Annotated in this window: 22 protein-coding genes; 9 read left to right on the forward strand and 13 right to left on the reverse strand. The window is 50.8% G+C overall.

The annotated features are described in order from the left end of the window. The first annotated feature begins 4 nt into the window (after window positions 1-4). Window positions 5-811, forward strand: a complete 807-nt coding sequence (locus AC4G46_RS27160; protein WP_491125443.1) for an arsenite methyltransferase — start codon at window positions 5-7, stop codon at window positions 809-811. A 21-nt stretch (window positions 812-832) separates the two neighbouring features. Then, the gene (locus AC4G46_RS27165; protein ID WP_491128987.1) at window positions 833-1,327 is read left to right on the forward strand and encodes an arsinothricin resistance N-acetyltransferase ArsN1 family A; all 495 of its coding nucleotides are present in this window, start codon (window positions 833-835) and stop codon (window positions 1,325-1,327) included. 108 nt (window positions 1,328-1,435) lie between these two features. Here AC4G46_RS27165 and AC4G46_RS27170 read toward each other — a convergent pair whose 3' ends face one another. From AC4G46_RS27170 to AC4G46_RS27180, 3 genes are all read right to left on the reverse strand, one after another. Further along, window positions 1,436-2,596 (reverse strand): cation:proton antiporter, encoded by a 1,161-nt coding sequence (locus tag AC4G46_RS27170; protein WP_491125444.1) that lies wholly within the window; start codon window positions 2,594-2,596, stop codon window positions 1,436-1,438. Window positions 2,597-2,852: 256 nt separating this feature from the next. Further along, window positions 2,853-3,320: a nucleoside deaminase gene (locus tag AC4G46_RS27175; protein WP_491125445.1), complete on the reverse strand. Its 468-nt coding sequence runs from the start codon at window positions 3,318-3,320 to the stop codon at window positions 2,853-2,855. 18 nt (window positions 3,321-3,338) lie between these two features. After that, window positions 3,339-3,800: a MerR family transcriptional regulator gene (locus tag AC4G46_RS27180; protein WP_491125446.1), complete on the reverse strand. Its 462-nt coding sequence runs from the start codon at window positions 3,798-3,800 to the stop codon at window positions 3,339-3,341. Window positions 3,801-3,964: 164 nt separating this feature from the next. Here AC4G46_RS27180 and AC4G46_RS27185 point away from each other — a divergent pair, with 164 nt between their 5' ends. Further along, on the forward strand, window positions 3,965-4,816 hold the full coding sequence (locus AC4G46_RS27185; protein WP_491125447.1) for an aldo/keto reductase: 852 nt from the start codon (window positions 3,965-3,967) through the stop codon (window positions 4,814-4,816). Window positions 4,817-5,051: 235 nt separating this feature from the next. On the opposite strand, the gene AC4G46_RS27190 is transcribed toward AC4G46_RS27185, so the two are convergent. The 3 genes from AC4G46_RS27190 to AC4G46_RS27200 all read right to left on the reverse strand — a co-directional run bounded on the left by AC4G46_RS27190 (window position 5,052) and on the right by AC4G46_RS27200 (window position 6,820). Continuing rightward, window positions 5,052-5,357: a hypothetical protein gene (locus AC4G46_RS27190; RefSeq protein ID WP_491125448.1), complete on the reverse strand. Its 306-nt coding sequence runs from the start codon at window positions 5,355-5,357 to the stop codon at window positions 5,052-5,054. A gap of 436 nt (window positions 5,358-5,793) precedes the next feature. Then, complete coding sequence (locus AC4G46_RS27195; protein WP_491125449.1) at window positions 5,794-6,036, reverse strand: DUF7336 domain-containing protein; 243 nt, start codon at window positions 6,034-6,036, stop codon at window positions 5,794-5,796. 367 nt (window positions 6,037-6,403) lie between these two features. Then, window positions 6,404-6,820, reverse strand: coding sequence for a MarR family winged helix-turn-helix transcriptional regulator (locus tag AC4G46_RS27200; RefSeq protein WP_491125450.1), 417 nt, complete (start codon window positions 6,818-6,820; stop codon window positions 6,404-6,406). A gap of 138 nt (window positions 6,821-6,958) precedes the next feature. On the opposite strand from AC4G46_RS27200, the gene AC4G46_RS27205 reads away from it, so the two are divergent. Both AC4G46_RS27205 and AC4G46_RS27210 read left to right on the forward strand, forming a co-directional pair. Beyond that, window positions 6,959-7,432, forward strand: coding sequence for a DUF2798 domain-containing protein (locus tag AC4G46_RS27205; RefSeq protein ID WP_491125451.1), 474 nt, complete (start codon window positions 6,959-6,961; stop codon window positions 7,430-7,432). Window positions 7,433-7,500: 68 nt separating this feature from the next. Further along, complete coding sequence (locus tag AC4G46_RS27210; RefSeq protein ID WP_491125452.1) at window positions 7,501-7,869, forward strand: hypothetical protein; 369 nt, start codon at window positions 7,501-7,503, stop codon at window positions 7,867-7,869. 124 nt (window positions 7,870-7,993) lie between these two features. Here the strand turns inward: AC4G46_RS27210 and AC4G46_RS27215 are convergent, their stop codons facing one another. From AC4G46_RS27215 to AC4G46_RS27240, 6 genes are all read right to left on the reverse strand, one after another. After that, complete coding sequence (locus tag AC4G46_RS27215; protein WP_491125453.1) at window positions 7,994-11,797, reverse strand: GH32 C-terminal domain-containing protein; 3,804 nt, start codon at window positions 11,795-11,797, stop codon at window positions 7,994-7,996. A gap of 109 nt (window positions 11,798-11,906) precedes the next feature. Next, a complete protein-coding gene (locus tag AC4G46_RS27220) occupies window positions 11,907-12,791 on the reverse strand; it encodes an ROK family protein (RefSeq protein WP_491125454.1) in 885 nt (294 codons plus the stop codon). A gap of 17 nt (window positions 12,792-12,808) precedes the next feature. After that, window positions 12,809-14,293 carry a glycoside hydrolase family 32 protein gene (locus tag AC4G46_RS27225; protein WP_491125455.1) on the reverse strand — a complete coding sequence of 495 codons (1,485 nt, stop codon included), beginning with the start codon at window positions 14,291-14,293 and terminating at the stop codon, window positions 12,809-12,811. 415 nt (window positions 14,294-14,708) lie between these two features. Continuing rightward, complete coding sequence (locus tag AC4G46_RS27230; protein WP_491125456.1) at window positions 14,709-16,325, reverse strand: ABC transporter substrate-binding protein; 1,617 nt, start codon at window positions 16,323-16,325, stop codon at window positions 14,709-14,711. Window positions 16,326-16,385: 60 nt separating this feature from the next. Next, window positions 16,386-17,267, reverse strand: a complete 882-nt coding sequence (locus tag AC4G46_RS27235; RefSeq protein WP_342562926.1) for a carbohydrate ABC transporter permease — start codon at window positions 17,265-17,267, stop codon at window positions 16,386-16,388. Window positions 17,268-17,284: 17 nt separating this feature from the next. Beyond that, window positions 17,285-18,142, reverse strand: a complete 858-nt coding sequence (locus AC4G46_RS27240; RefSeq protein WP_342566523.1) for an ABC transporter permease — start codon at window positions 18,140-18,142, stop codon at window positions 17,285-17,287. 513 nt (window positions 18,143-18,655) lie between these two features. On the opposite strand from AC4G46_RS27240, the gene AC4G46_RS27245 reads away from it, so the two are divergent. After that, window positions 18,656-19,696, forward strand: coding sequence for a LacI family DNA-binding transcriptional regulator (locus AC4G46_RS27245; protein ID WP_491125457.1), 1,041 nt, complete (start codon window positions 18,656-18,658; stop codon window positions 19,694-19,696). Window positions 19,697-19,709: 13 nt separating this feature from the next. On the opposite strand, the gene AC4G46_RS27250 is transcribed toward AC4G46_RS27245, so the two are convergent. Beyond that, window positions 19,710-20,411 carry a metallophosphoesterase family protein gene (locus AC4G46_RS27250; RefSeq protein ID WP_491125458.1) on the reverse strand — a complete coding sequence of 234 codons (702 nt, stop codon included), beginning with the start codon at window positions 20,409-20,411 and terminating at the stop codon, window positions 19,710-19,712. Window positions 20,412-20,575: 164 nt separating this feature from the next. On the opposite strand from AC4G46_RS27250, the gene AC4G46_RS27255 reads away from it, so the two are divergent. From AC4G46_RS27255 to AC4G46_RS27265, 3 genes are read left to right on the forward strand one after another with little or no spacing between them, the layout of a single operon-like run. Continuing rightward, complete coding sequence (locus AC4G46_RS27255; protein ID WP_491125459.1) at window positions 20,576-22,051, forward strand: FG-GAP repeat domain-containing protein; 1,476 nt, start codon at window positions 20,576-20,578, stop codon at window positions 22,049-22,051. A 14-nt stretch (window positions 22,052-22,065) separates the two neighbouring features. Beyond that, on the forward strand, window positions 22,066-22,761 hold the full coding sequence (locus tag AC4G46_RS27260; protein ID WP_491125460.1) for a response regulator transcription factor: 696 nt from the start codon (window positions 22,066-22,068) through the stop codon (window positions 22,759-22,761). Then, entirely contained in the window at window positions 22,755-24,152 is a 1,398-nt protein-coding gene (locus AC4G46_RS27265; protein ID WP_491125461.1) for a sensor histidine kinase, read from the forward strand. Before AC4G46_RS27260 ends, AC4G46_RS27265 begins: the two co-directional genes overlap by 7 nt. The last annotated feature ends 63 nt before the right edge of the window (window positions 24,153-24,215 follow it).

Raw genomic sequence — 24,215 nt, forward strand, 5'->3', positions numbered from 1 at the left:
AAGCATGACCAAACTTACTAATGATCAGATCCGGCAAAATGTACGGGGGCGTTACCAAAAAGTTGCAGTAAAAAAGCTCGAAGCATCCTCTTCCTGCGGCACACCCGCCGGCAGCAGCTGCTGTGACTCCCCGGCTGATTTCGATGCCATATCCGCCAAGCTGGGTTATTCCGGCAGTGATCTAGCTGCAGTTCCCGAGGGGGCAAATTTAGGCCTTGGTTGCGGTAATCCGCAGGCTATTGCTGAACTGCAGGCTGGTGAGCATGTTCTGGATCTCGGGAGCGGCGGCGGATTCGATTGCTTCCTGGCATCCCGGCAGGTAGGTGACCGTGGCCATGTTATCGGGGTGGATATGACACCTGAGATGATCAGCCGCGCAAGAGATAATGCTGTTAAAGGCAGGTTCAACAATACGGAATTCAGACTGGGCGAAATTGAGCATCTCCCCGTCGCTGACCATTCGGTAAACGTGATTATCTCCAACTGCGTGATTAACCTCTCACCTGACAAACAGCAAGTATTCCGTGAGGCCTATCGTGTCCTTCAGCCGGGCGGCCGTCTGGCCATCTCTGATATCGTAACGACAGCTGAGCTTCCCCCTGAGATCAAAAATGACCTGGACGAATATTATTCGGGTTGTATCTCCGGAGCCTCTTCCATTGCTGATGTAGAGCAGATGCTTCACGAAAGCGGCTTTACTGAGATCCGTATTGAGCCAAAAGACGAATCCAGAACCTTTATTAAAGATTGGGTTCCCGGCGCGAACATTGACGAGTACATCGTGTCTGCTGTAATTAAGGCGAGAAAGTAATCTTAAGGAGATGTTCATATGATCAGTCCATTAACTGTTCGTCAGGCCACACCAGCGGATATCGGAAGTATTCTGCGTATCTACAATCAGGGGATCGAGGACCGGATCGCTACACTTGAAACAGAGACTAAAGATTACTCCTATATGGAAGCATGGTTCAACGATCACCAAGGCCGTTTTAGCGTTTTGGCCGCTGAACGAGAAGGTGAAGTCATTGGCTGGGCCTCCCTGAACCCCTACTCGCACCGCTGCGCCTATAACGGGGTTGCTGATCTCTCTGTCTACATTGACCGAAGCTTTCGCGGACAGGGTGTGGGTAGTTCTCTGCTGGAGTCCTTACACAAGGCCGCAAAGGAAAACAGCTTTTATAAAATCGTCCTCTTTACCTTTCCGTTCAATGAGAGCGGTCAAGGGCTGTACCGGAAGATGGGCTACCGGCAGGTTGGTGTATTTGAGAAGCAGGGGATTATGGATGGGGAGTTTATTGATGTGATGATTATGGAGAAACTGCTTTGAAGTTATACGGAGGAATTATATCTTTAGAGAGAACCAGCTCAGGCCAGTGAATATTTTCACTGGCCTGAGTCTTTTATCAAACTGCCTTTTACATTCTGGAGCCATATGCTATGCGCCCTTACTGTCAGCAGCTGTACTAAAAACAATCTTTAGTAAAGGCGGCGCAATAAGCGTAGTAAGGATGATGGTAATAATCACAGTCGTAAAATATTCAGGAAGAAGCAATCCGGACTGCATCCCCGTAGCAGCAATGATTAATGCAACCTCACCTCTGGATACCATGCCTGTACCAATAGCAATCGAGGAACGGCCGTTAAACCCGGTTAACCTCGCTCCCGCAGCACCACCCAAAAGTTTCGTCAGTACAGCCACAACCGTCAGGACAACCAGAAGCCCAATCTGATTCCCTACTCCATTGAAAGACACATTAAGTCCGATGCTTACAAAGAAAACAGGGACAAAGACGGAGTAGGATATGGCCTCAACTTTATCCTCTATCTCATGCTTGTAAGCCGTTTGTGAAACCGCCAGCCCCGCTGCAAAAGCTCCGATAATGCCGGCAATCCCCATTTTTTCTCCAAAATAGGCAAAAGCAAAACAGAAAACCAGGGCAATGCTGATCAACGGTTCAGTAACCTTCAGCCGGGATAATAGCTTTAGCGCTCTCGGAACCACCCACCATCCGGCGAGGAAGACGCCCGCAAAAAAGATCAGTTTTTTACCAAGCAGCAGACCAATTGATATATCCCCTCCAGTCCCTGTCCCGAAGAAACTGGTAAGAATGGCCAGGAGAACAACCACAAGCACATCGTCCACAACTGCTGCCCCTAATATGGTAGTGGCTTCCCTTGAATCAAGCCTGTTCATTTCCTTTAACACCTGTACAGTAATACTTACTGAGGTTGCACTCAGCAGCACTCCCAGGAATAAGGAATGGGCTGATGATAATCCGAACAGTTCACCTGCTCCAAACCCGCCAGCCAGAGGCAATAGAATACCGCATACAGCAACCGCAAATGCAGACTTCCAATTCTTCTTCAGCTGGTCCAGATCTGTCTCAAGCCCGGCCATAAACATTAATAGCAGAACACCGATTTCGGCAAAAAAATGAATGAACTCACCATCCTGTATCCACCCTAAGATGGCTGGCCCTAAAATAATCCCTATAAGCAATTCGCCAAGAACAGACGGCTGCCCGAGGCGGACTGCAATATGACCGGCTAATTTGGTACCTGACAAAATGAGAACAAGATATAATACAAACTCCATTGAGCAACCTCACTTAATGTTGAATGGTGTTTGATTCGAATCAACAAAATAACCTTAACACACATTAGATAGCAATAAAATATCGATTTTAAAGCCTTTGTCAGCCTCCTTAACCCCCTTGAAACGACCAATTAATCCCTGGCCACACGAACGAAGTGTTTTTCTCTTACAATCAAAAATAGGAGGGTATTCAATCATGCCGATCGGCTGCGCTCATGTCTTTATTGAGCCAATGTTTTCCTTTATGTTGGAGCTTTTAGCCTTTTTGGTTGTGCGGGAAATAGCTGGACAATATCTTAAGGCTTTCTTCACGCAATATGCCGCCTGTAACTTCAGGTTTATGATAAGAGTGTTCAAATACAATATGAGAAGCGTTACTTCCCTGCTCGTCCAAAAGATCACAAAGATCGATATCACTGGCAGCATACACGAGTCGCCCAAGCTTGGTCCAAACCATCGCACCAGAGCACATAAAACATGGTTCACAGCTTGAATATAACGTGTACTCCTGTAAATCGGTAATGTGTGTTTCTGCACAGAATTTACGCAGCAATCCCGCTTCTGCATGGAACGTTGGATCACTCGCGGAATAAATCTGGTTCTCGTTGCTATAAACAATTTCACCTTCTTTAACCAAGACAGCACCAAAAGGCTCGTTACCATGCTCAACAGCAAGCTGAGAAAGTCTAATGGCTTCTTTCATGAATAATTCATCTTGACTCATTATTATGTCCCCTTCCTTCTAACCGCTATGATTCGCTTTATGTGATGCTGGCGAGTAAAATACGTCACTATGCATATGCTTGATTTTGTCCCAGTTGCCCGGATTCATTGTATCAGGAGAGCGTTGCTCCAAAATAGCCTGATAGAGGGCGGTTTTTTGTTCCAAATGGGCAATGTGCTGTTTGGCTTCCTCAAGCTTGGCGATTGCATCCTCTTTATGCTCCATCATGAGTGCGTAGCGCTGCGAGACGGTGGAATCTCCTTCAAGACAGAGATCCACATACATTTTGATGACTTCAATCGGCATCCCGGATTGTTTGAGGCATTTGATGCCATGCAGCCAGTTAATCGATTCTTCGTCAAATATCCGAATATTGTTCTGATTGCGCTGTATGCTTGGCACCAGACCTTTGTCCGTGTAAAAGCGTATTGCGTGCTCAGTGAGTCCCGTAATTAAGGCGGCTTCTTTGACTGTATGCATATGAACTCCTCCTTTTATTTTTTTGAGATCAGCTTGACTTCGTGTAACACGAAGGACCTAAGGTTAGTGTAACGCAAATGAGCCGCAGGTGATATCCCTGCTGAAATGTCCGGTTCAGGGGCTACGCGCAATTGCTGTTAAACATTTAACCGGGAGGAATGACAATGCACAACGTTATTTTAAACAATGGTGTAAAAATGCCGCTCATCGGCTTCGGAGTTTACCAGATTCCTGATGCTCAGGAATGCGAGAACGCCGTCTATGAAGCGCTGATGGCCGGTTACCGCTTAATCGATACCGCCGCCGGTTATCTAAATGAGGAAGCGGTAGGCCGCGCGATTAAGCGCAGCGGTATACCGCGTGAGGAGCTGTTCATCACAACCAAGCTCTGGGTTCAGGATGCCGGCTACGAGAGTGCTAAGCTGGCGTTTAATAAATCCCTTAAGAAGCTTAAGCTTGACTATCTCGATCTGTACCTGATTCACCAGCCATTCGGCGATTACTATGGCGCTTGGCGGGCGATGGAAGAACTGTACCGCGAAGGCAAAAGCAAGGCAATCGGGGTCAGCAATTTCCTGCCTGACCGTCTAATGGACCTGATTGTCCATAACGAAATAGCACCCGCCGTCAACCAGATCGAAACGCATCCGTTCTACCAGCAGGCAGAGAGTGCAGCTTTTATGAAAGAACAGGGAGTACAGCACCAATCGTGGGCCCCGTTTGCTGAAGGTCTCAACAACTTATTCGGTAACGAAGTATTGGCCTCGCTGGCAGAAAAACACAACAAATCTGTTGCCCAAGTTGTATTGCGCTGGCTTGTTCAGCGCGGGATCGTCGTTATTCCAAAATCAGTCAGAAAAGAGCGCATTGCCGAGAACATTAATATTTTTGATTTTGAGCTCCGTTCAGAGGATATGGAACAAATTGCTGCTCTTGATACGGGGTCTAGCCTCTTCGGCTCTTACCTGGATCCGAACGTCGCCAAAATGATGGGCAACTGGAAAGTCGATCTGTAAACCTCGATCAGACCGTAACAAAGTACAATCGAGACTTTCCATAAATAAATTAATCTGCCCGTTAACGCAAACAAAAGCAGCCGGTCCTAAAGACCGGCTGCTTTTGTCTGTATTGAGCTATCGTTTCCCGTTTGTAAAATCCCAAATCATTGCTGGACCGAGGAGTGAATGCCCAGTATTTGAATATAGTGTTATATGTTGTTACTGCTATATTCAATTTACTTTCAATCAACTTTCACTTTATTAACTGGTTTATTTTATGGATTGCTATATTCATTCCTTCATACAATTCTGTTACTGACCGATATTCTTCTTTGAATACTGGGTTGCTCCATTCTGTGTTCTTGATAATATATATAATGAAAACGCCGTTAAGAGTTGAAAATCTGCCATACCACCCGACATCAATTAAGTATCCCTTGGGATATTCGACCATAAACATATCTTCACTTAACCATTTAATATCAGTCATATCTTGCGGACTTAAATTATATGAGTTCCATTTAACAACTCCTGGTCTGAAATCAAGGTTTTCAAACATATTATACCTCTCCCACAGTTGTATATTATTTAGCCGTTTAATACCTCGCAGTAATTTCATATAACGTGATATTCATGATATTCGTACATATTCCTTATCAATAAGTAATTTACTAAACGTTTAGACTATCCTGCCCGTCAGAATAATCTACGGAGAAATTTAATCCATTTGGGCTCGTATGCTTCACTAATAGGAACACCTTTATAATAACTATTATAAGGGTCCATCTCCCATATCTTTAAAAGTCCCTCGGGAACTTCATACTTAAATATGAGTGAGCTATCGTCCGCTCTAATATAATATTCATTACATGCACAGCAGTACAAAATCTGCGATTTATTAGAGCAATACGCATAAATATTAACCTCAGTGTTACAGGCTCCGCATCGAATGATCCGATTGCGGTTTAGCCATTCAATAAACAACTTCAGATTTATCATCTCCGTTCATTCGCCTCTGACCATTTAATGAATCCCTCTGTCCAATTATCCTTATCCATTTCATATTCACTAATGTAAAAAGCATCTGCCCGATCTTTAAAACCTGAAAGTTCTTTGTATCTTTCTACTACTGATTCTGCTTTTTCTTTAGAGGAATAAACTCCTATTAGTTTTGTCTCATCATATAATCCGTCTTCTCCGACTTCATAAGAATGCTGAACAATAAATACGGTTTTCACAATTCCTCACCTCAAAAGTTGAATTCGTTGAAACTTTGCATTATCCTGCCCTGTATCCTAAAAATGGAAGCCCATTGAATAACGGGCTCCCTTTTTTCGAAATGTCTATTGTTTGCTCACCAGTAATCCATCCGCCTGTCCGTTGATAATCACTAGAAGTTCATACCGTTCATTGTTCATCAATTGTTTCATCTGTGCTCTGTATTTGCGGTAATCTTCTTTTCTTGCCGCCCTGCATTCTATGTCATAATGAACAGCTTTAATTCCTTTACGAAACTCTTTATGTTTCTCTTTCCTTGGGTCTTTATGAAAACCTCGTCAGTCCCACACTTTATTTTCTTTTGACACCTGTGCCTTTCAGGCCCCCCTACAGCCAGTCCTCTGCCAGAAGCTGCTTCAGCAGCTTCACCTGTTCCGTGCCGATTTTGGCGGCAATCTCCTGCTCGATCCTTTGCTTGATCTCCAGCATTCTACGGCACACCTCCAGCCCGCTGGCGGTCAGGGAGATGTATTTGTCACGGCTGTTTCCCTCCACCTGGACGGTTTCGACGTAGCCCTGCTCCAGCAGGGAATTGACCACTTTCTGCGCCCCCTGGCGGGATATGCTGATCCTACGGCTAATGTCCGAGATGGACAGCCTGCCGTGCAGCTCTAGCTTGGCCAGAATATGCGTCTCTGTATGGTTAAGCGGATCACCGCTGCCTGCACTTACCTGTTCACGCAATACTTTATGTTTTTCACTGACCAGATCAATCAGATTTAAGCCGCGGATATATTCCTTCATCACAAAAGGCCTCCAGTTATCAGAATACTATTTCAGTTTGAACATTCTTCGGGATTATTGTCAACTCGGTTGACAATAATCCGACCCACTGCTAATATGAGTGAAGCATAAAAACCTAAAGCTAAGGGAGTTTGAACAATGGGCAGAAACAAAAAAGAAGCACTGGTCTTCACCAGCATGACGTGCTTCCTGATGGTCTTGGGAATGAGCTTTTATAATGTAATCATATCGGCCGGCGCAACAAGCGAAGTGTTTATGCTGGTTGCAGCAGGCTTGCTGCCGGCGCTCGCAGTCGCACTCGTGCTGGACATCTTCGTCGTCAGCAAAATCGCCAAAGGGCTGGCGTTCAAGCTGCTTAAGCCAACCGATCCCGTGATCAAAAAAGTATTAACCATCTCGTCTTTTATGGTCTGCGGCATGGTTATCTGCATGTCCCTATATGGCACACTAGCACACTACGGTTTCGGAGACAACTTTCTGCGTCACTATCTGACCATCCTTGGTCTTAATTTCATCTGCGCCCTGCCGCTGCAACTGCTGATTGTCGGTCCGCTCGCCCGCTTCTTATTTACAAAAATCTATCCGGTGAAGGCAGCGGTGCAAAGCGCTTAGTGCTTGCTTGATTCAGTAGAGCCTTGGGTAATAATGGATAACAAACTGCTATGAAAGGATGTTGTGCCATGCTTGCCAAAAAGGATGGTATCTCACTCTTCGCGCTAATCGTAGCCCTTATCCTTATTAATATTTTCGGCACAGAGCTTGAATCAAGAATGTGGGATAATTTCACTTTGATTGCGAACTGTTTTTTGGCTCAGGGTGTATTCATTACGCTGTTGAATGTGTTTAGACCAAGCGCCAACCGTAATCCTTCCTTAGGACTGATTTTACTGGCTCTGCTGACAGGATTTATCACCGTTGTCCTTATTATCACAGCCGAGACGACGCTGATGAATCAGCTGCTGTTTATTTTTATCCAGGCTATGATTACCTATGCCGAAGCTTACCTGCTGCGCAAGGAGCTTAAAGGAGAGAACGGACGGCAGATCTAAAGGAACTGCCGACTTCGTTATTATCAGATAGCCTCAACATACAAGCAGTCCCGGTGCAATGTATCTGCACCGGGACTGCTTTTTTCTATAAAAGGGTTTGGCCTAAAGACCTCCTATTAGCGGTTCAGAAGCTCAGCTGCCATTTCTGGCCTGCTGCACCAGCCTGCGGAGCTGCAAGGCTCACACTTAATCCGTCTGCCGAAACCGTCAGCGCCAGATGATTATGAACCGAGAGGATCGCTGCTGAACCGTCCTCATTTCTTTGGATGAGCCAGCGCTGATTATCGTAGCCCAGGTATGAGTAGAGCTGGATGACATTCTTCCCTGTGTTCAAGTCAAGAGCCTGACCGGAGGCTGTACGGATGGAATAAGAGCCTGCTTCATCGCCGGTCGGCACAAATATCCATTTCTGGTCTGACGCTTCATCCGCCGCTTTAACCGTTACGGGTTCACCGTTCGTCAGACTAACCGTATACAGCGATTTCCGTGAGGCCTCGTTTACCAGGCTTGAAGCCTGCAGCTTCGCCGGTACAGCCCCGCTCACATTTACGTTCTGATACGAAGCCGTTCCCCCGAATACATGCAGGCCGAAATGCCCCTCGGCAAAAGTACCGTCCTGCACATCCATTAGCTTCTGCCCGTCCAGGTATACTGTAATATGAGGGCCGTCCGCTTGTATCTTCAGACGGTATACCCGGTCCGGCTGAATGAAAGCGGGCACCTTGACCAGCACCTGCCGTTCTTCAAAGTGCCCGCCGATCTTGTAAAATAAGCGGAACGACTTCATATTGGGGTCCAGATTCAGATAATAACCGCTGCGACCGTCCGCGCTTGCCCTAAACAGAAGAGAGCCTGCTCCTCCGGCAGTGCCAAGCTTCATGTCAGCTTCATAGGTGAAATTCCCCGCCTGTTCTTCGGCAATATACTGGGCATCGCCGGAGTAGCTTCCGCGGATGCCGTCTTCACCAGCCAGCCACGAGGCCATGGACAGATCCTTCGTCCAGCCGCTGAGGCTGGTCCGGAATTCCCCTCCAAAGACCTGCACACGGACACTTGCAGTTGCTTTTCCATTCGGTGTAGCTGCCGTGATAACAGCTGTGCCTGCTTTTACCGCCTTAATCACCGCCCCGGAATTACCGGCCTGCTGTATAGCTATAACCCCGGGATTGCTTGTTGCCCATTTCAGCGGATTTGCGCCGTTGCCGGGTCCGTTTTCTACCGCGGCCTGCAGAGTCGCACTTTGACCGGCACTCAGCTCACGTTCGCTGGTATCCATCATGATCCGGGTGGAGAGATCCGCCCCGGTATTCCATACCGAAGCCAGCTTGTAAGCCTTTAATGAGACCACCTTTACATTGCCGCCCTTGGTATAAAAGCTCATTCCCCGGCTGGCCGGGTCCGGGAAAATGACATCCGAGAACACAGCCTTCCCGCCGTTCACAAATACCTCGACCGAGGCTTCATCCACCAGAATGCGCAGCTTGATCCTGCCGTTCTCCGCTGTCGCCTGCGCCTCATGTCTGGCGCTGAACAGGCTGGAGAAATCCGTCTCCCCGGAAAGGGAACGGTCCACAAACACTGTGCCCGCAGCCGGCTTATAACCAACAACCGTCTTTTCGCTATTCCCCTCACGCACATTAAATCCGAATTCCGACACACCGCTGCCGGCGGGAATCTCCACTTCGGCTTCCAGCTCATACGCTCCGGCAGTAATGCCCTTCAGCAGATTCTGCGAAGAAGGGGATACGATCTTCCCGGATGCCGAATAAAGCGGGCTGCGCAGCGATTCCAGCTCTTTAACCGGGCTCTGGGCCAGCCGGAACCCGTCACCTGTTTGGATCAGCGTAACTTCTCTCGGAACCGTCAGCTCCCCCTTCCAGCCCGTTGTCGGAAAGGCAAACGGATAATCCCAGTTCGACATCCACGCCAGCATCACTCTCCGTCCATCCTGCATATCCGAAAAGGACATGGACGCATAGAACTCCTTGCCAAAATCGGTTCTCAGCACCGTTCCCGCCGGATTATCGTTCACGAATTTCCCTCCTGCGGTCAGATTTCCGACAAAATATTCCGCATCCGATCCGCCCGTTGCCGGATTCGCTCCTGTGCTGATCATCAGCACCCACTTCTTCTCTGAGGTTCCCTGCACCGTAAGCGGGAACAGATCCGGGCATTCCCATACCCCGCCGCGGATATAGCTGCCATAACCCCAATTATCGGTTAACGTCCAGTCGAGCAGATTGGTTGAGGTAAAAAAGCGGATATGGTCCCCGCCCGATACGACCATCACCCAGCGGTTATTGGCCTCATCGCGCACTACCTTTGGATCGCGGAAATCCCAGCCCCCGGGGTCCTCCCCGTTCTTTCCGGGATTCTCTATCACGATTGGACGTTCTTTGGCATACTCCCAGGTGCGTCCCTTATCCTTGCTGTAAGCCAGACCAATCCGCTGGTTGCCGTTGGCGGCATCCGGATTGTAGGACGTATAGTAGGCGAGCAGCCCCTGTCCGCCTGAATCCCCGAACAAACCCGAGGTGTTATTCAGATCGGCTACGGCAGACCCGGACCAGACATGCCCGTAATCATTCCACGGGAGGGCAATCGGGAGCCGCTTCCAGCTCAGCATGTCTGTGCTAACTGCATGTGCCCATGTACCGCCGTCCTGATGGAACAGATGATATTCTCCGTTAAAATAGACCAGCCCGTTCGGATCACTGACGGAACCGCGCATCGGGGTGTAATGGTACTGCGGCCGGTATTTTTCATTATTATAGCTGGCTGCATCCGTAACATAAGTATTCTGAAAATAGGCGGTTCCGCTGTTTACGACGAGCCCTGTACTCCCGGACACATAAGAGCGGTCAGTGACATCAATAGCCGCCGGAGTATAGCCATCCACAAAAATCTGAATTTGGCTCCCCTTCGCCTGCACCTCCAGCGCATGCTTCGCACCCGCTTGACCAGGATAAGTACGACTTGAGGTTGCTATGACCGTACCGTCTGCTTTGGTTAAACGGACACGAAGCTGACTGCCCGTCTTGATCAGAGCCGCTTCATATCCCCCGGTGCCGTCAGCAGTGGACCGAAAAGCAAGACCCGCAGTGCCGTCCGAAGGAAGGGATATCTGCCCTTCATACACGAAATCGGCGGCAGGCCTGTCATAGAGCAGCAGCGCTTTGCCCTGATTACCGGAGGAGCCTTTTTTACCGTTCAGATCCGGCTGCCAATGACCTTCACTGGTCAGCACAGTTCCGAGATTCCCCTGCAGATCGCTCACCAGGATGTTCTGGAACAATGCAGCCCCATCCCAGACGTGAAGCCCGAGTCGGCCGGAGGTATAGGTACGGTCCTCAATATCAATTACCGGCTTGTATTGATTCCCCCAGTATACCTTCAGAGAGGAGCCCTGGGCCTTCACCTTCAGATGATAGATTTCGCCTTGAGCCAGAGGAATCTGGCGTTCCTCCTGCAGGCTGCCGGCTCCATTTGCCGCATCCCTTAGACGGATCACACCGGCTTGCGGCACAATCTGCAGCATATAGGCCTGTTTTCCGTCACCGCTTGCGCGGAACAGCAGCGAGGCATCGGGCTGCCCCTCCTTGATCATCACATCCGCTTCATAAATAAAATCATCTGCGGAAGCCCGCGATAAAGCCGCCACATTTTCCCGCTGGTCCGAGGTCAGCAAAAGTCCGTCCGCTGTGTTCTCTTGTCTGCCTTTTCCGGCTGTGTACCATCCCGTCAAATTGCTGTTTAGTTTGGTAGCGGTTTCAAAAATATTCATCTCCCCCTCGGGTCCTTGGCCTGCTGCCGGCTCTGCCGCTTCAGCCCTGTCTGCCTCAGAATGGAATGGTGTTATCCCTGCTGAAGTGAACATGAGTCCCGCACTCAGCAGAATTTTCAGCACTAATTTCGCTTTACGGTTCATCCTTCTACCTCTTTTCCTGTGAATGATAGTTCATATTGAAACACAAGGCCGGTTTGCTGCATCTGCATCACTCCGGCCTTGTCTGCTGTTATATCAATAATAGATTGAACTACTTCCGGGCTTTGTCCATTGCTGTTAGACCCAGAGCCAGCGCACCGCATAATCCGGCCTGCTGACCAAGACCCGGAGCCACAATATACTCATCCATTTGCGTGAGAATAGCATCCGCACTGTCATATCCGTTAAGATTCCGGCTCACAGCCTCCCGGACCAGCGGGAACAGCTGGGACTGCTGCATAACGCCGCCGCCGAGTATGATTTTCTCCGGGGAGAGCAGCAGGACAGCCTGGGTTACGGACTCGGCAATGTAGAAGGCTTCAATCTCCCATGCCTTGTGGCCGGCAGGAAGCTCATGCCCCTTTGCCCCCCATCTGGCTTCAATAGCTGGTCCTGCGGCCATTCCTTCGAGACAGTCCCCGTGATAGGGGCATCTTCCGGAATAATGATCCTCCGGATGCCGTCTCGTCGGAACATGCCCGCCCTCAGGATGCACAAGACCATGAACCAGCCGGCCCTCGGCATAGACACCGACACCGATTCCCGTACCCACTGTAATGTAGAGGCAGCTGGACAGCCCCTGGGCCGCCCCCCATTTCACCTCGCCATAGGCTGCAGCATTAACATCGGTATCCCAGCCCAGCGGAACCGGAAAAGCTCGCTTCAAGGTCCCAAGCAGATCATAATTGGCCCATCCCGGCTTGGGCGTGGTGGTAATGTAACCATAGGCCGGGCTATCCGGGCGGATATCAATCGGGCCAAACGATCCGATCCCGATGGCTTCTGCCCCTTTGTCCCGGAAATAGTCAATTACTTGAGGCATCGTCTGATCCGGATGACCGGTCGGGAAGCTGATCTGATCCTCAATCCGTCCGTGCTCATCCCCGATGCCGCAGATAAATTTCGTTCCGCCTGCTTCAATAGCTCCTATACGCATGTTAGCTCCACCTCCGCTTACTTCCTGCCGCCGGCTGCGGCAGATGAGGCCAGCTCATAAAGCTCCAGCGACAAGAACACCATTTCTTCCTGTTCTGCAAAGGCAGCCAGACCGGCGGAAGCAGGGCCAGGGTAAATAAGATCCGTAATAACCGCCTGGCCGCCGCCCGCGAATACCTCCACCGAGGAACGGTCTACATAAATACTCAGATCATAGACTTCAGCCGGTGCCGCAAGCTTCGCGGCATGAACCCCCGCGAACAGGCTGTGGAAATCAGCCTGCCCGGAAGCGCTGCGGTCCACGTACACTTCTTCCGTCTGCGCATGAATTCCGGCAACGGTATGCTCCCCCGCACCTGCTTTTAGGCGGAATCCGGCAGACGTACCGCGCGGAAGCTTCGCCTCTATAAGGTAGGCGTCCAGTTCAAGCCCTGCGCAGGCCGCATTAATTTCATGCACCGAAGCATTCTTAAGGGACAGGACCGGGATACGCGCTGCTTCCAGCTCTTTAGCAGGCTTCTGGATGAGCGCCGCTTCCCCGTTTCTCGTTTCCAGTGAAAGCTCACGGGGAATCGTCATCGCTCCGCGGAAGCCATCTGTCGGTGTCTGCGGAGCATACATCCAGTTACTCATCCAGCCGATAAACAGGCGTCTCCCGTCTTCCTCGGGAAGATCGGACCAGCTAACCCCGGCATAATTATCCCTGCCGTAATCCACCCAGCGGACGCGCTGCGAGGCTTCGTCAGGCGTGAATACAGTCCCGTCGAAGCTGCCTGTGAAATACTGCGTTCTGGAGCCTTCCTCAAAGGCCGGATCGGCACCAATGCTCACTAGCATCACCCATTTAACGTTGTCCTCGTCTCCATCAACCGGCAGCGGGAAGAGATCCGGGCACTCCCACACTCCATCATGCGAGCCGATCCCGGCACCGAATTCGCTGGCGAAGGTCCAGTGAATCAGATCAGGCGAGTGGTACAGGCATACCGTCTGGCCGCAGGCCACGATCATCATCCAGCGGCTGGCGTCATGATCCCAGAACACTTTGGGATCACGGAAATCGATGAAGCTGTCATGGGTCAGCACCGGATTTCCGGCATATTTGATCCAGGTTCTCCCGTTATCCTTACTGTACGCAATGCTTTGATACTGAACGGGTGGCTGTCCTTCCGGCATATTCAGGTGATGGGTAAAGATCGCTACAAGCCCCGGCTTATCCTCGAAAAAGCCCGTCGTATTCTTCCAGTCCACAACGGCGCTCCCCGAGAAAATCATGCCCAGTTCATCCGGCACCAGCGCAGCCGGCAGCTCTTCCCAGTTAATGAGATCCTTGCTCACGGCATGGCCCCAGTGCATCTCCCCCATGCTCATACCGTCCGGGTGATGCTGGAAGAACAAGTGGTATTCCCCCTCGAAGTATACGAGCCCGTTCGGATCGTTCATCCAATTCTTCTGGGGTGAAAAGTGATAGGCACCCCGGTAGTTTTGCTCTGTGATTGCTGACATATATGATTTCTCCTTTTCTCCCGGATAGATTGAACCGGGAATTCAGAGAAAAGGTCTGGCTCAGCTGCGGGCTAGGCTGGATTTCGCCAGCTGTAAGGATTGGATTTAGACTGTACTAGTGATTTGTTTCGGGGATTAGCCGTAGCTGCAGAGAATGTTTGGGCTTCCGGCCGCTGTTGTGTCCAGATTTCTTGAATTTAGTCCGCTGATCGCGGTTGAAATCCGGACACAAAGGCGGACACTATCGTTCCTACAGCTCCAAACTTCTCCTCCGCCACTCCCCCCTGTAACTATATCTCCAAGTTCAATCCAAATAGCCTATCCTTCCGATGCTAGTCTTCAGTTCCAGCATCATCCTCAGCTGTTCTTCTCCCTTTTCTCAAGATTCCCGTTCAATCTTTATTTTTATGATTACTTACTTCCCCGTTGCTCTGTCGTAGCCGCCCTGCTTGATCGTCAGCCATTCCTGCAGGCCAAGGCGGTCCAGCTCCTTGAGATAGTCATTCCAATCGGCATCAATCTTGCCGTTCTGGTACCATTCGGTACGCATTCTGAGCACATAGGCGAACAGGTCGGTTTCGATGGTCGTCAGCCGGTCCAGCTCGTCGATGGAATGGAACACGCTTGGCATGACGTTCTCCGCTTTCATTTTCGGAGCCATGATGTTCTTGACGATATCCATTCTGCCCTTGGCATCATCCGGCATAGTGGTGTACTTGCCATAGTAGGAATCCAGAATCGCCAGCGGTCCGCCGATGCTTGTTTTCTCACGGAGCTCAACCGGAGCGGTGCCTTCCAGCGGCAGATGCTTCAGCATTCCTGCAGCTTCATCAAATTCAAAGATGTTCTGCTGGGTGTCATCCCCGTAGGTTCCCCAGTTGTTCTGTACAGACTGGATCGGATCGTACAGCTGATCGACCCATTTCGCCGTGGTTTCCAGGTTTTTGTTGGCACTGGTGACGACCATTTTTCCGCGGCCCAGTCCCAGGGCGTTCGTCCGGGTTACGTTTACTTCACCGTCCGGTCCGGCCAGCGGCGGCATCACCTCATAGGCATCGTTCGCACCGGAAATATTCGCCTTATCCCAGGAGAAATAAAGGCCGTACTTCTGATCCTTCCCCTTGGCCAGATAAGTGCTCCAGTCCTGGGTGTAGGCTTCGATATCGATCAGCTTTTCTTTGTACAGCTCATTAATAAATTTCACAGCAGCTTTATAGCCTTCTTCGGCAGCGGTAAAGACCACTTTGCCGTCATTGCTTACCACCGCATGGTCGGGGTTCTCGCCGAGCCCGAATGCTCCGAACAGAAACACCAAATCCTCCGCTCCAGGCTTATTAATGAAGGAAAGCGGAATTTCATCAGCCTGGCCGTTACCATTCGGGTCCTGGGTCTTGAAGGCAATCAGCACCTGCTTCAATTCTTCGGTAGTCGTCGGCATGTCGAGGCCCAGATTTTTCAGCCATTCCACATTGATCCACGGCATACTGTCCACTGCCTGGATTCTTTCCTTGCCGTTCCCCAGCTCTTCAATCCAGGGGAAGGCGTAGATGTTACCGTCAGGCGCTGTGATCATACTTTTGTACTCGGGAGCTTCCTCCAGCACTTTTTTAAAGTTGGGCATGTTCTGCTCGATCAGATCATTCAGGGGAATGATCGTACCGTCCTTAGCCAGCTTCAGCAGCTCATAGTCACTGTAATCCGCGTTAAAAATAGCATCCGGAAGATCGCCGCTGGCTACGGCCAGATTTCTTTTTTCTACAAACACATCATTCGTAAAGTTCTTCCAGTTGATATGCACATTTGTTTTTTCTTCAAGCCGTTTATTGATCAGCTTGTCGTTCGGATCGGCCGGGGCCAGTGCAGAGCTTTGCGTAATGAAGTTCAAGGTAACCTTGCCGCTTGGGTCCTGCTGTTCACTGGCCGCACTGCCTCCCCCGCCACCGCTGCTGCAGGCAGCAAGGAACATGAAGGAAGCTAGGACAGAGGCTGATGCTGCTTTTGACAAACCTTTTGAACGTGTTGAGCTTTTCATCGGATATGACCTCCAAAGTAAAAATGAATGAAAAGAACTTATCTATGTGCAGTCTGCTTCCTATTTAATGGAGCCGACCATGACACCTTTTTCAAAATACTTCTGGAAAAACGGATACATAATGATCAGCGGGAGGCTTGAAATCACGATCGCAGCGTATTTGATGATTTCTGACAAACGCTTCATTTCCGCCGCCGCCAGCTGGTCACTGATCATGCCCGGGTCCACCTGGTTCTGGATCAGGATCGAGCGCAGCACGAGCTGCAGCGGGTGAAGAGCGGGATTATCGAGATAGATCATCGCATCGAAGTACGAATTCCACTGGCCGACAAAGGCATACAGCGCCAGCACGAAAATAATCGGCTTGGAGAGCGGCAATACGATGCTGAAGAAAATCCTCATCTCCGAGGCCCCGTCCACATTGGACGCCTCCTTCAGCTCCTTCGGCACCCCTTTGAAGAAGGTTCTGGACAAAATAATGTTCCATACATTGACCGCTCCGGGGATGATGACAGCCCAGACCGTATCCAGCAGGCCCAGATTTTTAACCAGCAGATAAGTCGGGACAAGGCCGCCGCCGAAGAACATCGTGAACAGGAACAGCGTCATAAACAAGCCCTTCCCCTTCAGGCGGTCGTCCGACAAGGCATAGCCTGCGCATACAGAGACCGTGACGGTCAGCAGCGCAAAGGCGGAGGCATAAAAAACAGCGTTTGCAAATCCCCGCAGCATTGCAGGATTGGTAAGGATCATCTTATAGCCTTCAACAGACCAGTCGGAAATCTTAAATGAAATGCCCCGGCTCAGCAGGACCGAAGGGTCCATGAAGGAGGCGATCACTACATAGATTAGCGGAAGAATGACCACCAGCACGGCCAGTGTCAAAAAGGCTGCGTTCAGCGCGAGCATGAAGCGATCCAGCCGCGAATGTTTAACGAACATGATTGGTTGCTCCTTTCCTAATAAAGGCCTTCGCCCTCATTCAGCTTCTTCACGGTAAAGTTCACTGTAATCAGCAAAATGACATTGATAACCGAGTTGAACAGCCCCACTGCGGCTGAGTAAGCGTAGTCGCCCGATTGCAGGCCGATTTTGTACACATAGGTCGGAATAATCTCGGAGGTCGGCAGGTTCGTGGCGGTCTGCATCAGATAAGCCTTCTCAAAGCCGATGGACATGATGCCGCCTGCGGCAAGAATGAAGACAATCGCCATAATCGGCCTGATGGTCGGCAGGTCAATATGCCGGATTCTTTGCAGCAGATTGGCACCGTCCAGATTGGCCGCGTTATGTAACTCAGGGTCCACATTGGCAAGCGCGGCTACATAGATGATGGAAGCCCAGCCCGCACCCGTCCAGATGTCGGAAAGGATGTAGATCCAGCGGAAATACTCCGGACGCGACATGAACATTACCGGTTCCCCGTTTATCCAGCTGAACAGCTGGTTAATCGGCCCTGTCGGAGACAGGAAGATGAACAGCATCCCTACAACCACCACTACCGAAATAAAGTTAGGGGCATAGAGGAACAGCTGGATGTTCTTTTTGACCCCGGCGCGGCGGATCTGATTGAGCATCAGGGCAAGCAGAATCGGCACAGGAAAGCTTAGAATCAGGCCGAAAAAGCTCAATTTAAGCGTATTCATAAAAATAACCTCGAAGTTAGGGGAAGACAGGAATTTCTCAAAGTTGTAGAGTCCCACCCATTCGCTGCCCAGAATCCCTTTGATCGGGCTGAAATCCTTAAAGGCGATAACCGCACCATACATAGGACCGTATTTAAAAATCAGGGTCAGGATCAGCGCCGGGGCCAGCATGAGATACAGGAAATAATGCTTCTTCAAATATTCCGGCAAGGAGCTCTTCCTCACCGCCGTCACGCGCCGGGAATCCGCTTCTATTGAATTTTGCAATGCCTTTACCTCCGTTCATGTACATGATTTATAGTTCAAAGCTCGGGGGACATCGTTGAAAGGCTTACATTTCAGTGCAAATGCCCTCTGGTTCCTTTACAATTTATCAAAACAACATCCATCAGTCAATACATTTTGTAAAAATAAATTTGTTCATTTGAACATAATTTTGTTCTTAATCCTCCCGTTTCTTTTGACAAAAAGCGAGAAAAGCTAACTTTTGTTTAAAATAACTCCTCTTTCAACCTGAAAAGCGGCTGTTTCACAGTACAGCCCTTAAAGTTGTGCAAATAGGAAATGATATTTTGTAAACTAATTTGTGCATTTGTAAAGTTTTATTTGCTATTTTGCGAAAACTATTATACATTTAAGGGAGTAGACGAAGAGAAACATTAATATAGAGGTGAACTTACATATATGGCACGGGGAAAAGTAACGATCCAGGATATCGCAGATGCGCTGGGCATCTCCAGAAATACGGCCTCCAAAGCCTTGAACGGCACAGAAGGCCTGCCTGAGGAAACCAGAAACAAGGTCATCAAGAAGGCGATTGAGTTAAAGTATAAGCAGTTTTCATTAATAGAGCCGGAGAATGTCCTGCCCAAGAGTTCCCGGAACATAGCGCTCTTAACCGAGAATCTGCCTAATACCTCCCACTTCGGTTCAACCCTGATCAGCGGCCTGGAGAAGCACATCAGTGCGGAAGGCTACAATTTGTCCATTCACATCATACGGGAAATCGAACAGAAATCGCTGACGCTCCCTAATAATTTTGATGTGGATAATGTAGATGGTATCATCTGTATCGAGCTGTTCAATCTGGAATACAGCAGGCTGATCACAGACCTCGGCGTTCCAACGATCTTTATCGACTGCTCCGCACATGTATGCTACCCGGAATTCCAGGCGGATATTCTGCTGATGGAGAACGAGCACAGCACTTATCATCTTACCAAAAAGCTAATTGATGGCGGTTACACAACCCTCGGGTTTATCGGGGACTACAATCATTGCATGAGCTTTAATGAACGGTGGTCAGGCTTCAACCGCGCCCTTTCGGCAGCGGGAATCCCTCTACGAACGGAGCAATGCATCCTGGAGGAGGACCGCCTGTTCTTCGCAACACCTGAATGGGCAGCCGGGAAATTACAGGCTATGCCGGAGCTCCCCTCGGCCTTTATCTGTGCCAATGACTATATCGCCGTCAATATGATGAAGGCCCTGAAGCAGTCGAACTATTCCATCCCGGGCGATATCGCCGTCTGCGGATTCGATGACGGTCCCGAGGCGTGCATCATCGAGCCTCATCTGACCACCGTCCATATTTACAGCAGTGAAATGGGGATCAAGGCCGCCGAAATGCTGCTCTCCCGGATCGAAAGTCCGCAGCAGCCCTATCAGGTCAGCCATATCAGCACGAGGCCGGTTATTAGAGAATCGACGCCGGAATTCAATTAAATAATTGCCGCTACTAGTACCGTCCGATCCGCCGCTCCTCCAGCTTCTTCCCGGCCTGCTTGTAGACGAGATACGTCATCTCCGTCAGATTTACCAGCCCGAGCGCCCGTTCATCCAGTACGGAGTATGTATTCGAGCCCAGATCGCAATTCATTCTGGCTCCGTCCGAATAAATCCGCTCTACCGGCGTATGCCCGTGAATGACGGGCTTTCCGCCTGTTAAGGCAAGCAGCTCCGCCCGCGGCTGATGATAGAAATCATGCTCATTCATCCACAGGATATCCCGGTCCTGCTGATCCAGCGGCTGACCGGGATTCAGTCCGGCATGGGTATATACATATTCGTCGTCCTCATAATACAAAGGCAAAGAACAGGCCCACACCATCTGCTCCTGCCGGACCCCTTCATCGGGAAATTCGGCAGCGAAGCTTTTCAGCGTCTCCCGCCCCCCGTGGCTCAGCCACAGCTTGTCCCCCTGCACCAGATAATCAGCCATCATCTCCTCATGATTGCCCATAACCGCATGGACATTGTCCGGGTACTGCTCCATCAGATGTTTAATCAGCTTAACCACACCGGCGGAAGCCGCTCCCCGGTTAATCATATCGCCTCCGAACACCAGCTGGTCACGCCCCGGCTCCACCTCTGCTTGTGACAGCAGCAGCTTCAGTCCCTCCAGGTCCCCATGAATATCGGTCATAAAAAATTTTCTCATCCCTGATCTCCTCCATCCTGCTTAACCAGGCTTTCCCTGCTTTATTACTTAATCATAACAAGCCGGCCGCGCATCAGACAGCGTAACCTTTACCATTTTGCAACTACTTTGCCTGACGGTTGGGATATACTAGCCACAGATACCGCAAAGGAGATTATATCTTTATGAATAAATCAGCTTTAGGCCTCGGGGCCATTTTATTATTAACCTTCATAACTTCAGGCTGCGGCGCGCCCAAGACGCCCAGTGATCTGCTCCGCGCCCCTTCACAGGGCAATGCGGACGGAACCATCACCAGCATCGTAAAATCCTTCCTTCCGGCTGGCTCCCATCTGACCGTTCCCGTTCATTCCGAGTCGGGAAGCGCTATTCAGCTGCAGGATCTGGACGAGGACGGCAAGGATGAAATTCTCGCCTTCTATAAAACGGACAAAACCGATTTTGAAGTCAACACCCTTGTCCTGTCGCAGTCCAGCGGCGAATGGAACAAGCTGACTGCCATTACCGGTGTCGGCAGCGAGCTCGATTACGTGCAGTTCGTTGACGTCACAGCAGACGGGCAGCTGGATGTGCTGCTGGGCTTCAGCGGCGGCAAAGGCCTCAGCAAAGAGCTGGCGGTCTATAGTCTAAAGGACGGCGCCATGTCCGAGATCCTCAAGCAGCCTTATGATCATCTGGCGGTAGGCGACCTGACCGGCAGCGGGCAAACGGATGTCGCCCTGTTCCAGACTACCTTTACCACCGATATGCAGCCAAGTGCAAGGCTGCAGTTATTCCGGCTGGCGGGCGGGCAGCAGCAGAGCCTGACCGACCAGGCTTTTGACGGGGCCATCATTCAGGCCCAGTTCGCCAAGGCGGCTCCGGGCGCCAGTGCTCTGTTCGTAGATGTGGCAATCGGCGCACATTCTCCCTATACCTCCCTTCTGACTTGGGAAAATGACCAATTTATTGATATACTTGCAACAGATGATTATCATCACGGGGAGCTTGCGGACAGCCGGGACATTACGCTCACGCCCCTGAATCCCCAAGCTGACAGCAAGCTTGGCGGGAGCAATATGGCAATTAAGGATTATCCGCTGTACAGCACAGATGTGAACGGCGACGGTATAGTGGAGATCGGCTTCCTGGTGCCTCCTGCAGGCACGGAGAGTATGGCCCCGCTGGCCACTCCGTTCATTACCAAATATTATCAATGGGACGGACAGTCCGGCCTGAAATTTACGGCAGAGCAGTTCGACCGATGGGGCTTCAACTTCCATATTCCGCAGAGCTGGAAGGGTAAATATGCGCTTGACCTTGCAGAGGAATCTCCCGAGCCCTGGAAGAACATCCGGTTCAGCTATAAGGAAGCCGGCTCAGGCTCCCAGGCAGCGCTGCTTGAGCTGCGGCTGTTGACCAGGCAGGAATGGCAGAACGCAGAAGCGAAGCTGAAGGCGGATAACAGCATTTATACTGTGCTCTATGAGCTGCAAAATACAGAGGATGCTGCGGCCCCCACCGTGCTGGTTGCTGTGCTGCCTCCGGCAGATGCAGCCGGCAAGCTGAGCGGCACCGGGCTGCAGGAGTATAACCAGCTCAAGCTGACGCTGGAGGAGGTCCGGCGGCTGGCCGGCACACCGCAGCCGCCGATGTACTGACTAGGAGGTTGTCCATGAAAGTGCTGGTACTGGAAGACGAGAAGCCGATCCGCGATTTTTTACAGGTGAATCTGAGGCGGGCCGGCTTTGAGGTTACCGAAGCCGCCACGGGTGAAGCGGCGCTTGCCGCCGCGCGGGAGCAGCGGGATTTCGATATCGCCATTCTCGACCTGATGCTTCCCGGAATCAGCGGGTTTGAGGTATGCGCATTGCTGCGCAGAGAGTTCCCCCGGCTGGGCATCATTATGCTGACCGCCAAAAGCCAGGAAGTCGATAAGGTGATGGGCCTGGATTCAGGGGCTGACGACTACGTAATCAAGCCCTTCAGCCCGGTTGAGCTGCTGGCCAGAGTCCGCTCGCTGTTCCGTCGCATGTATCCCGGGGAGGCGGTGCTGCAGGAAAACAGCATCCAGCTGCCCCCTTTTACCCTGATGCCCGATGAAAGGAAGCTGCTGAAGGACGGGGTGGAGATTGCGCTCACCCCCACTGAGTTTTCTATTGTTAAGCTGCTGATGGAGCAGCCCAATAAGGCGGTTAACCGCGATGACATACTCACTTCGGTCTGGGGACAGTATTTTATGGGGGAGCTCAAAATCGTTGATGTCAATATTAGCCGGATCCGCCAAAAAATCGGCCAGGACGCCACGGGGCCGCAATATCTGGAAACGGTGTGGGGATTCGGCTATTTATGGAGGGTACAACATTGCTGAGAGGGATCAGGGCACGGCTCATTACCTATATAACGCTTGTCCTGCTCCTGATCGTCCTGCTGCTGGAAGGGGTGTTTATTGTAGCTGTCCACTATTATTACCTGGGCAGTGCAATGGAGACCCTGTCTTCACGGGCCACGACCTCCGCTACCTTTTTCAACAAGTATCTGGAGGGCTATTCGATCAATGAGCGGGCAAGATACATTCTGGAGAACCTCTCAACGGAAGAGAGCAGTAAGGTCGAAGTTCTTAACACTGAAGGGAATGTCATTATCAACTCGTTCGGCTTCTCCAGCTCGGAGAGAATTGATACACCGGATGTGAGGACTGCGCTCAGCAGCGGCAAGGGGGTCTACCAGAGTCTTACCCCGGTGGGCGGGGAACGGATTATGGCTGTCTCCGTTCCGATCAAGGAGGCCGGCGCCAATATCGGTGTGCTGCGGTATTCCGTATCGGCAGAGCCGCTGTACGATGTTATCATCACGATTGTGCTGAATGCGGTGTGGGTCGGGCTGCTCGTCATCCTGTTCGGCTTTGTGCTCAGCCTGATTATTGCCAAACGGATTGTCGGCCCGATTCAGCAGCTGACCTCGGTTGCCAAAGAGATGGCGACGGGAAATTTCTCGGCGAAGGCGGCGAAGCAGCATAACGACGAGATCGGAACGCTTGCCGTTACGCTCAATTATATGTCCGAGGAAATCCTCAAGAGTGAAAAAATCAAATACGACTTCATCTCATCCGTCACGCATGAGCTGCGAACTCCCCTGACCTCCATTAAAGGCTGGGGCGAGACGCTGCTTATGGGTGATTTGTCCGATAAAAAAGAGACCCTGCAGGGTCTCGAGGTGATGACCGGCGAAACGGACCGGCTGATCGGGCTGGTTGAGGACCTGCTTGATTTCTCCAAGTTTCAGGCCGGGGAGATTACGGTTGATCTGCAGCCGTATGATCTCAGGGGGCTGCTGGAGGACCTGCTGCTGCAGTTCCGGTACCGCGGTCAGACGAAGCAAATCCGGCTTTACGCCGATATTCCCGATCAGCCGCTGCCGGTCAACGGGGACTTCAACCGATTGAAGCAGGTGTTCGTCAATCTGCTGGACAATGCCTTCAAGTTCACTCCGGCCGAGGGGGCGGTAAGCATTACCGCCGCTCCGCAGGAGGAGCTGATCATTGTCACGGTAACGGACACCGGCGAAGGCATTGAAGCGGCTGACCTGGAGAAGCTTGGCACCAAATTCTTCAAGGGACGCTCACGCCAGTCCGGCAGCGGTCTGGGGCTGGCCATCTGCAAGGAAATCATCGGGCTGCACGGCGGCCGTATAAAGATAGAGAGTGAGTTCAAGATAGGAACCTCAGTGATCGTTGAGCTGCCGCGATATATTATGGAGTAGCTGAATCCACAATAATGATCCGCTCGCAAACGAAAAAAAGCCGGGAATCAACCGGCTTTTTCC

The organism is Paenibacillus sp. fava2 (assembly GCF_058313675.1).

What these genes read in the sequence shown, in the direction of transcription:
- AC4G46_RS27160 (WP_491125443.1), top strand. Translation starts at nt 5, where the DNA reads ATGACCAAACTTACTAATGATCAGATCCGGCAAAATGTACGGGGGCGT.
- AC4G46_RS27170 (WP_491125444.1), bottom strand. Translation starts at nt 2,596, where the DNA reads ATGGAGTTTGTATTATATCTTGTTCTCATTTTGTCAGGTACCAAATTA.
- AC4G46_RS27175 (WP_491125445.1), bottom strand. Translation starts at nt 3,320, where the DNA reads ATGAGTCAAGATGAATTATTCATGAAAGAAGCCATTAGACTTTCTCAG.
- AC4G46_RS27180 (WP_491125446.1), bottom strand. Translation starts at nt 3,800, where the DNA reads ATGCATACAGTCAAAGAAGCCGCCTTAATTACGGGACTCACTGAGCAC.
- AC4G46_RS27185 (WP_491125447.1), top strand. Translation starts at nt 3,965, where the DNA reads ATGCACAACGTTATTTTAAACAATGGTGTAAAAATGCCGCTCATCGGC.
- AC4G46_RS27190 (WP_491125448.1), bottom strand. Translation starts at nt 5,357, where the DNA reads ATGTTTGAAAACCTTGATTTCAGACCAGGAGTTGTTAAATGGAACTCA.
- AC4G46_RS27200 (WP_491125450.1), bottom strand. Translation starts at nt 6,820, where the DNA reads ATGAAGGAATATATCCGCGGCTTAAATCTGATTGATCTGGTCAGTGAA.
- AC4G46_RS27205 (WP_491125451.1), top strand. Translation starts at nt 6,959, where the DNA reads ATGGGCAGAAACAAAAAAGAAGCACTGGTCTTCACCAGCATGACGTGC.
- AC4G46_RS27210 (WP_491125452.1), top strand. Translation starts at nt 7,501, where the DNA reads ATGCTTGCCAAAAAGGATGGTATCTCACTCTTCGCGCTAATCGTAGCC.
- AC4G46_RS27215 (WP_491125453.1), bottom strand. Translation starts at nt 11,797, where the DNA reads ATGAACCGTAAAGCGAAATTAGTGCTGAAAATTCTGCTGAGTGCGGGA.
- AC4G46_RS27220 (WP_491125454.1), bottom strand. Translation starts at nt 12,791, where the DNA reads ATGCGTATAGGAGCTATTGAAGCAGGCGGAACGAAATTTATCTGCGGC.
- AC4G46_RS27225 (WP_491125455.1), bottom strand. Translation starts at nt 14,293, where the DNA reads ATGTCAGCAATCACAGAGCAAAACTACCGGGGTGCCTATCACTTTTCA.
- AC4G46_RS27230 (WP_491125456.1), bottom strand. Translation starts at nt 16,325, where the DNA reads ATGAAAAGCTCAACACGTTCAAAAGGTTTGTCAAAAGCAGCATCAGCC.
- AC4G46_RS27235 (WP_342562926.1), bottom strand. Translation starts at nt 17,267, where the DNA reads ATGTTCGTTAAACATTCGCGGCTGGATCGCTTCATGCTCGCGCTGAAC.
- AC4G46_RS27240 (WP_342566523.1), bottom strand. Translation starts at nt 18,142, where the DNA reads ATGCTGGCCCCGGCGCTGATCCTGACCCTGATTTTTAAATACGGTCCT.
- AC4G46_RS27245 (WP_491125457.1), top strand. Translation starts at nt 18,656, where the DNA reads ATGGCACGGGGAAAAGTAACGATCCAGGATATCGCAGATGCGCTGGGC.
- AC4G46_RS27250 (WP_491125458.1), bottom strand. Translation starts at nt 20,411, where the DNA reads ATGAGAAAATTTTTTATGACCGATATTCATGGGGACCTGGAGGGACTG.
- AC4G46_RS27255 (WP_491125459.1), top strand. Translation starts at nt 20,576, where the DNA reads ATGAATAAATCAGCTTTAGGCCTCGGGGCCATTTTATTATTAACCTTC.
- AC4G46_RS27260 (WP_491125460.1), top strand. Translation starts at nt 22,066, where the DNA reads ATGAAAGTGCTGGTACTGGAAGACGAGAAGCCGATCCGCGATTTTTTA.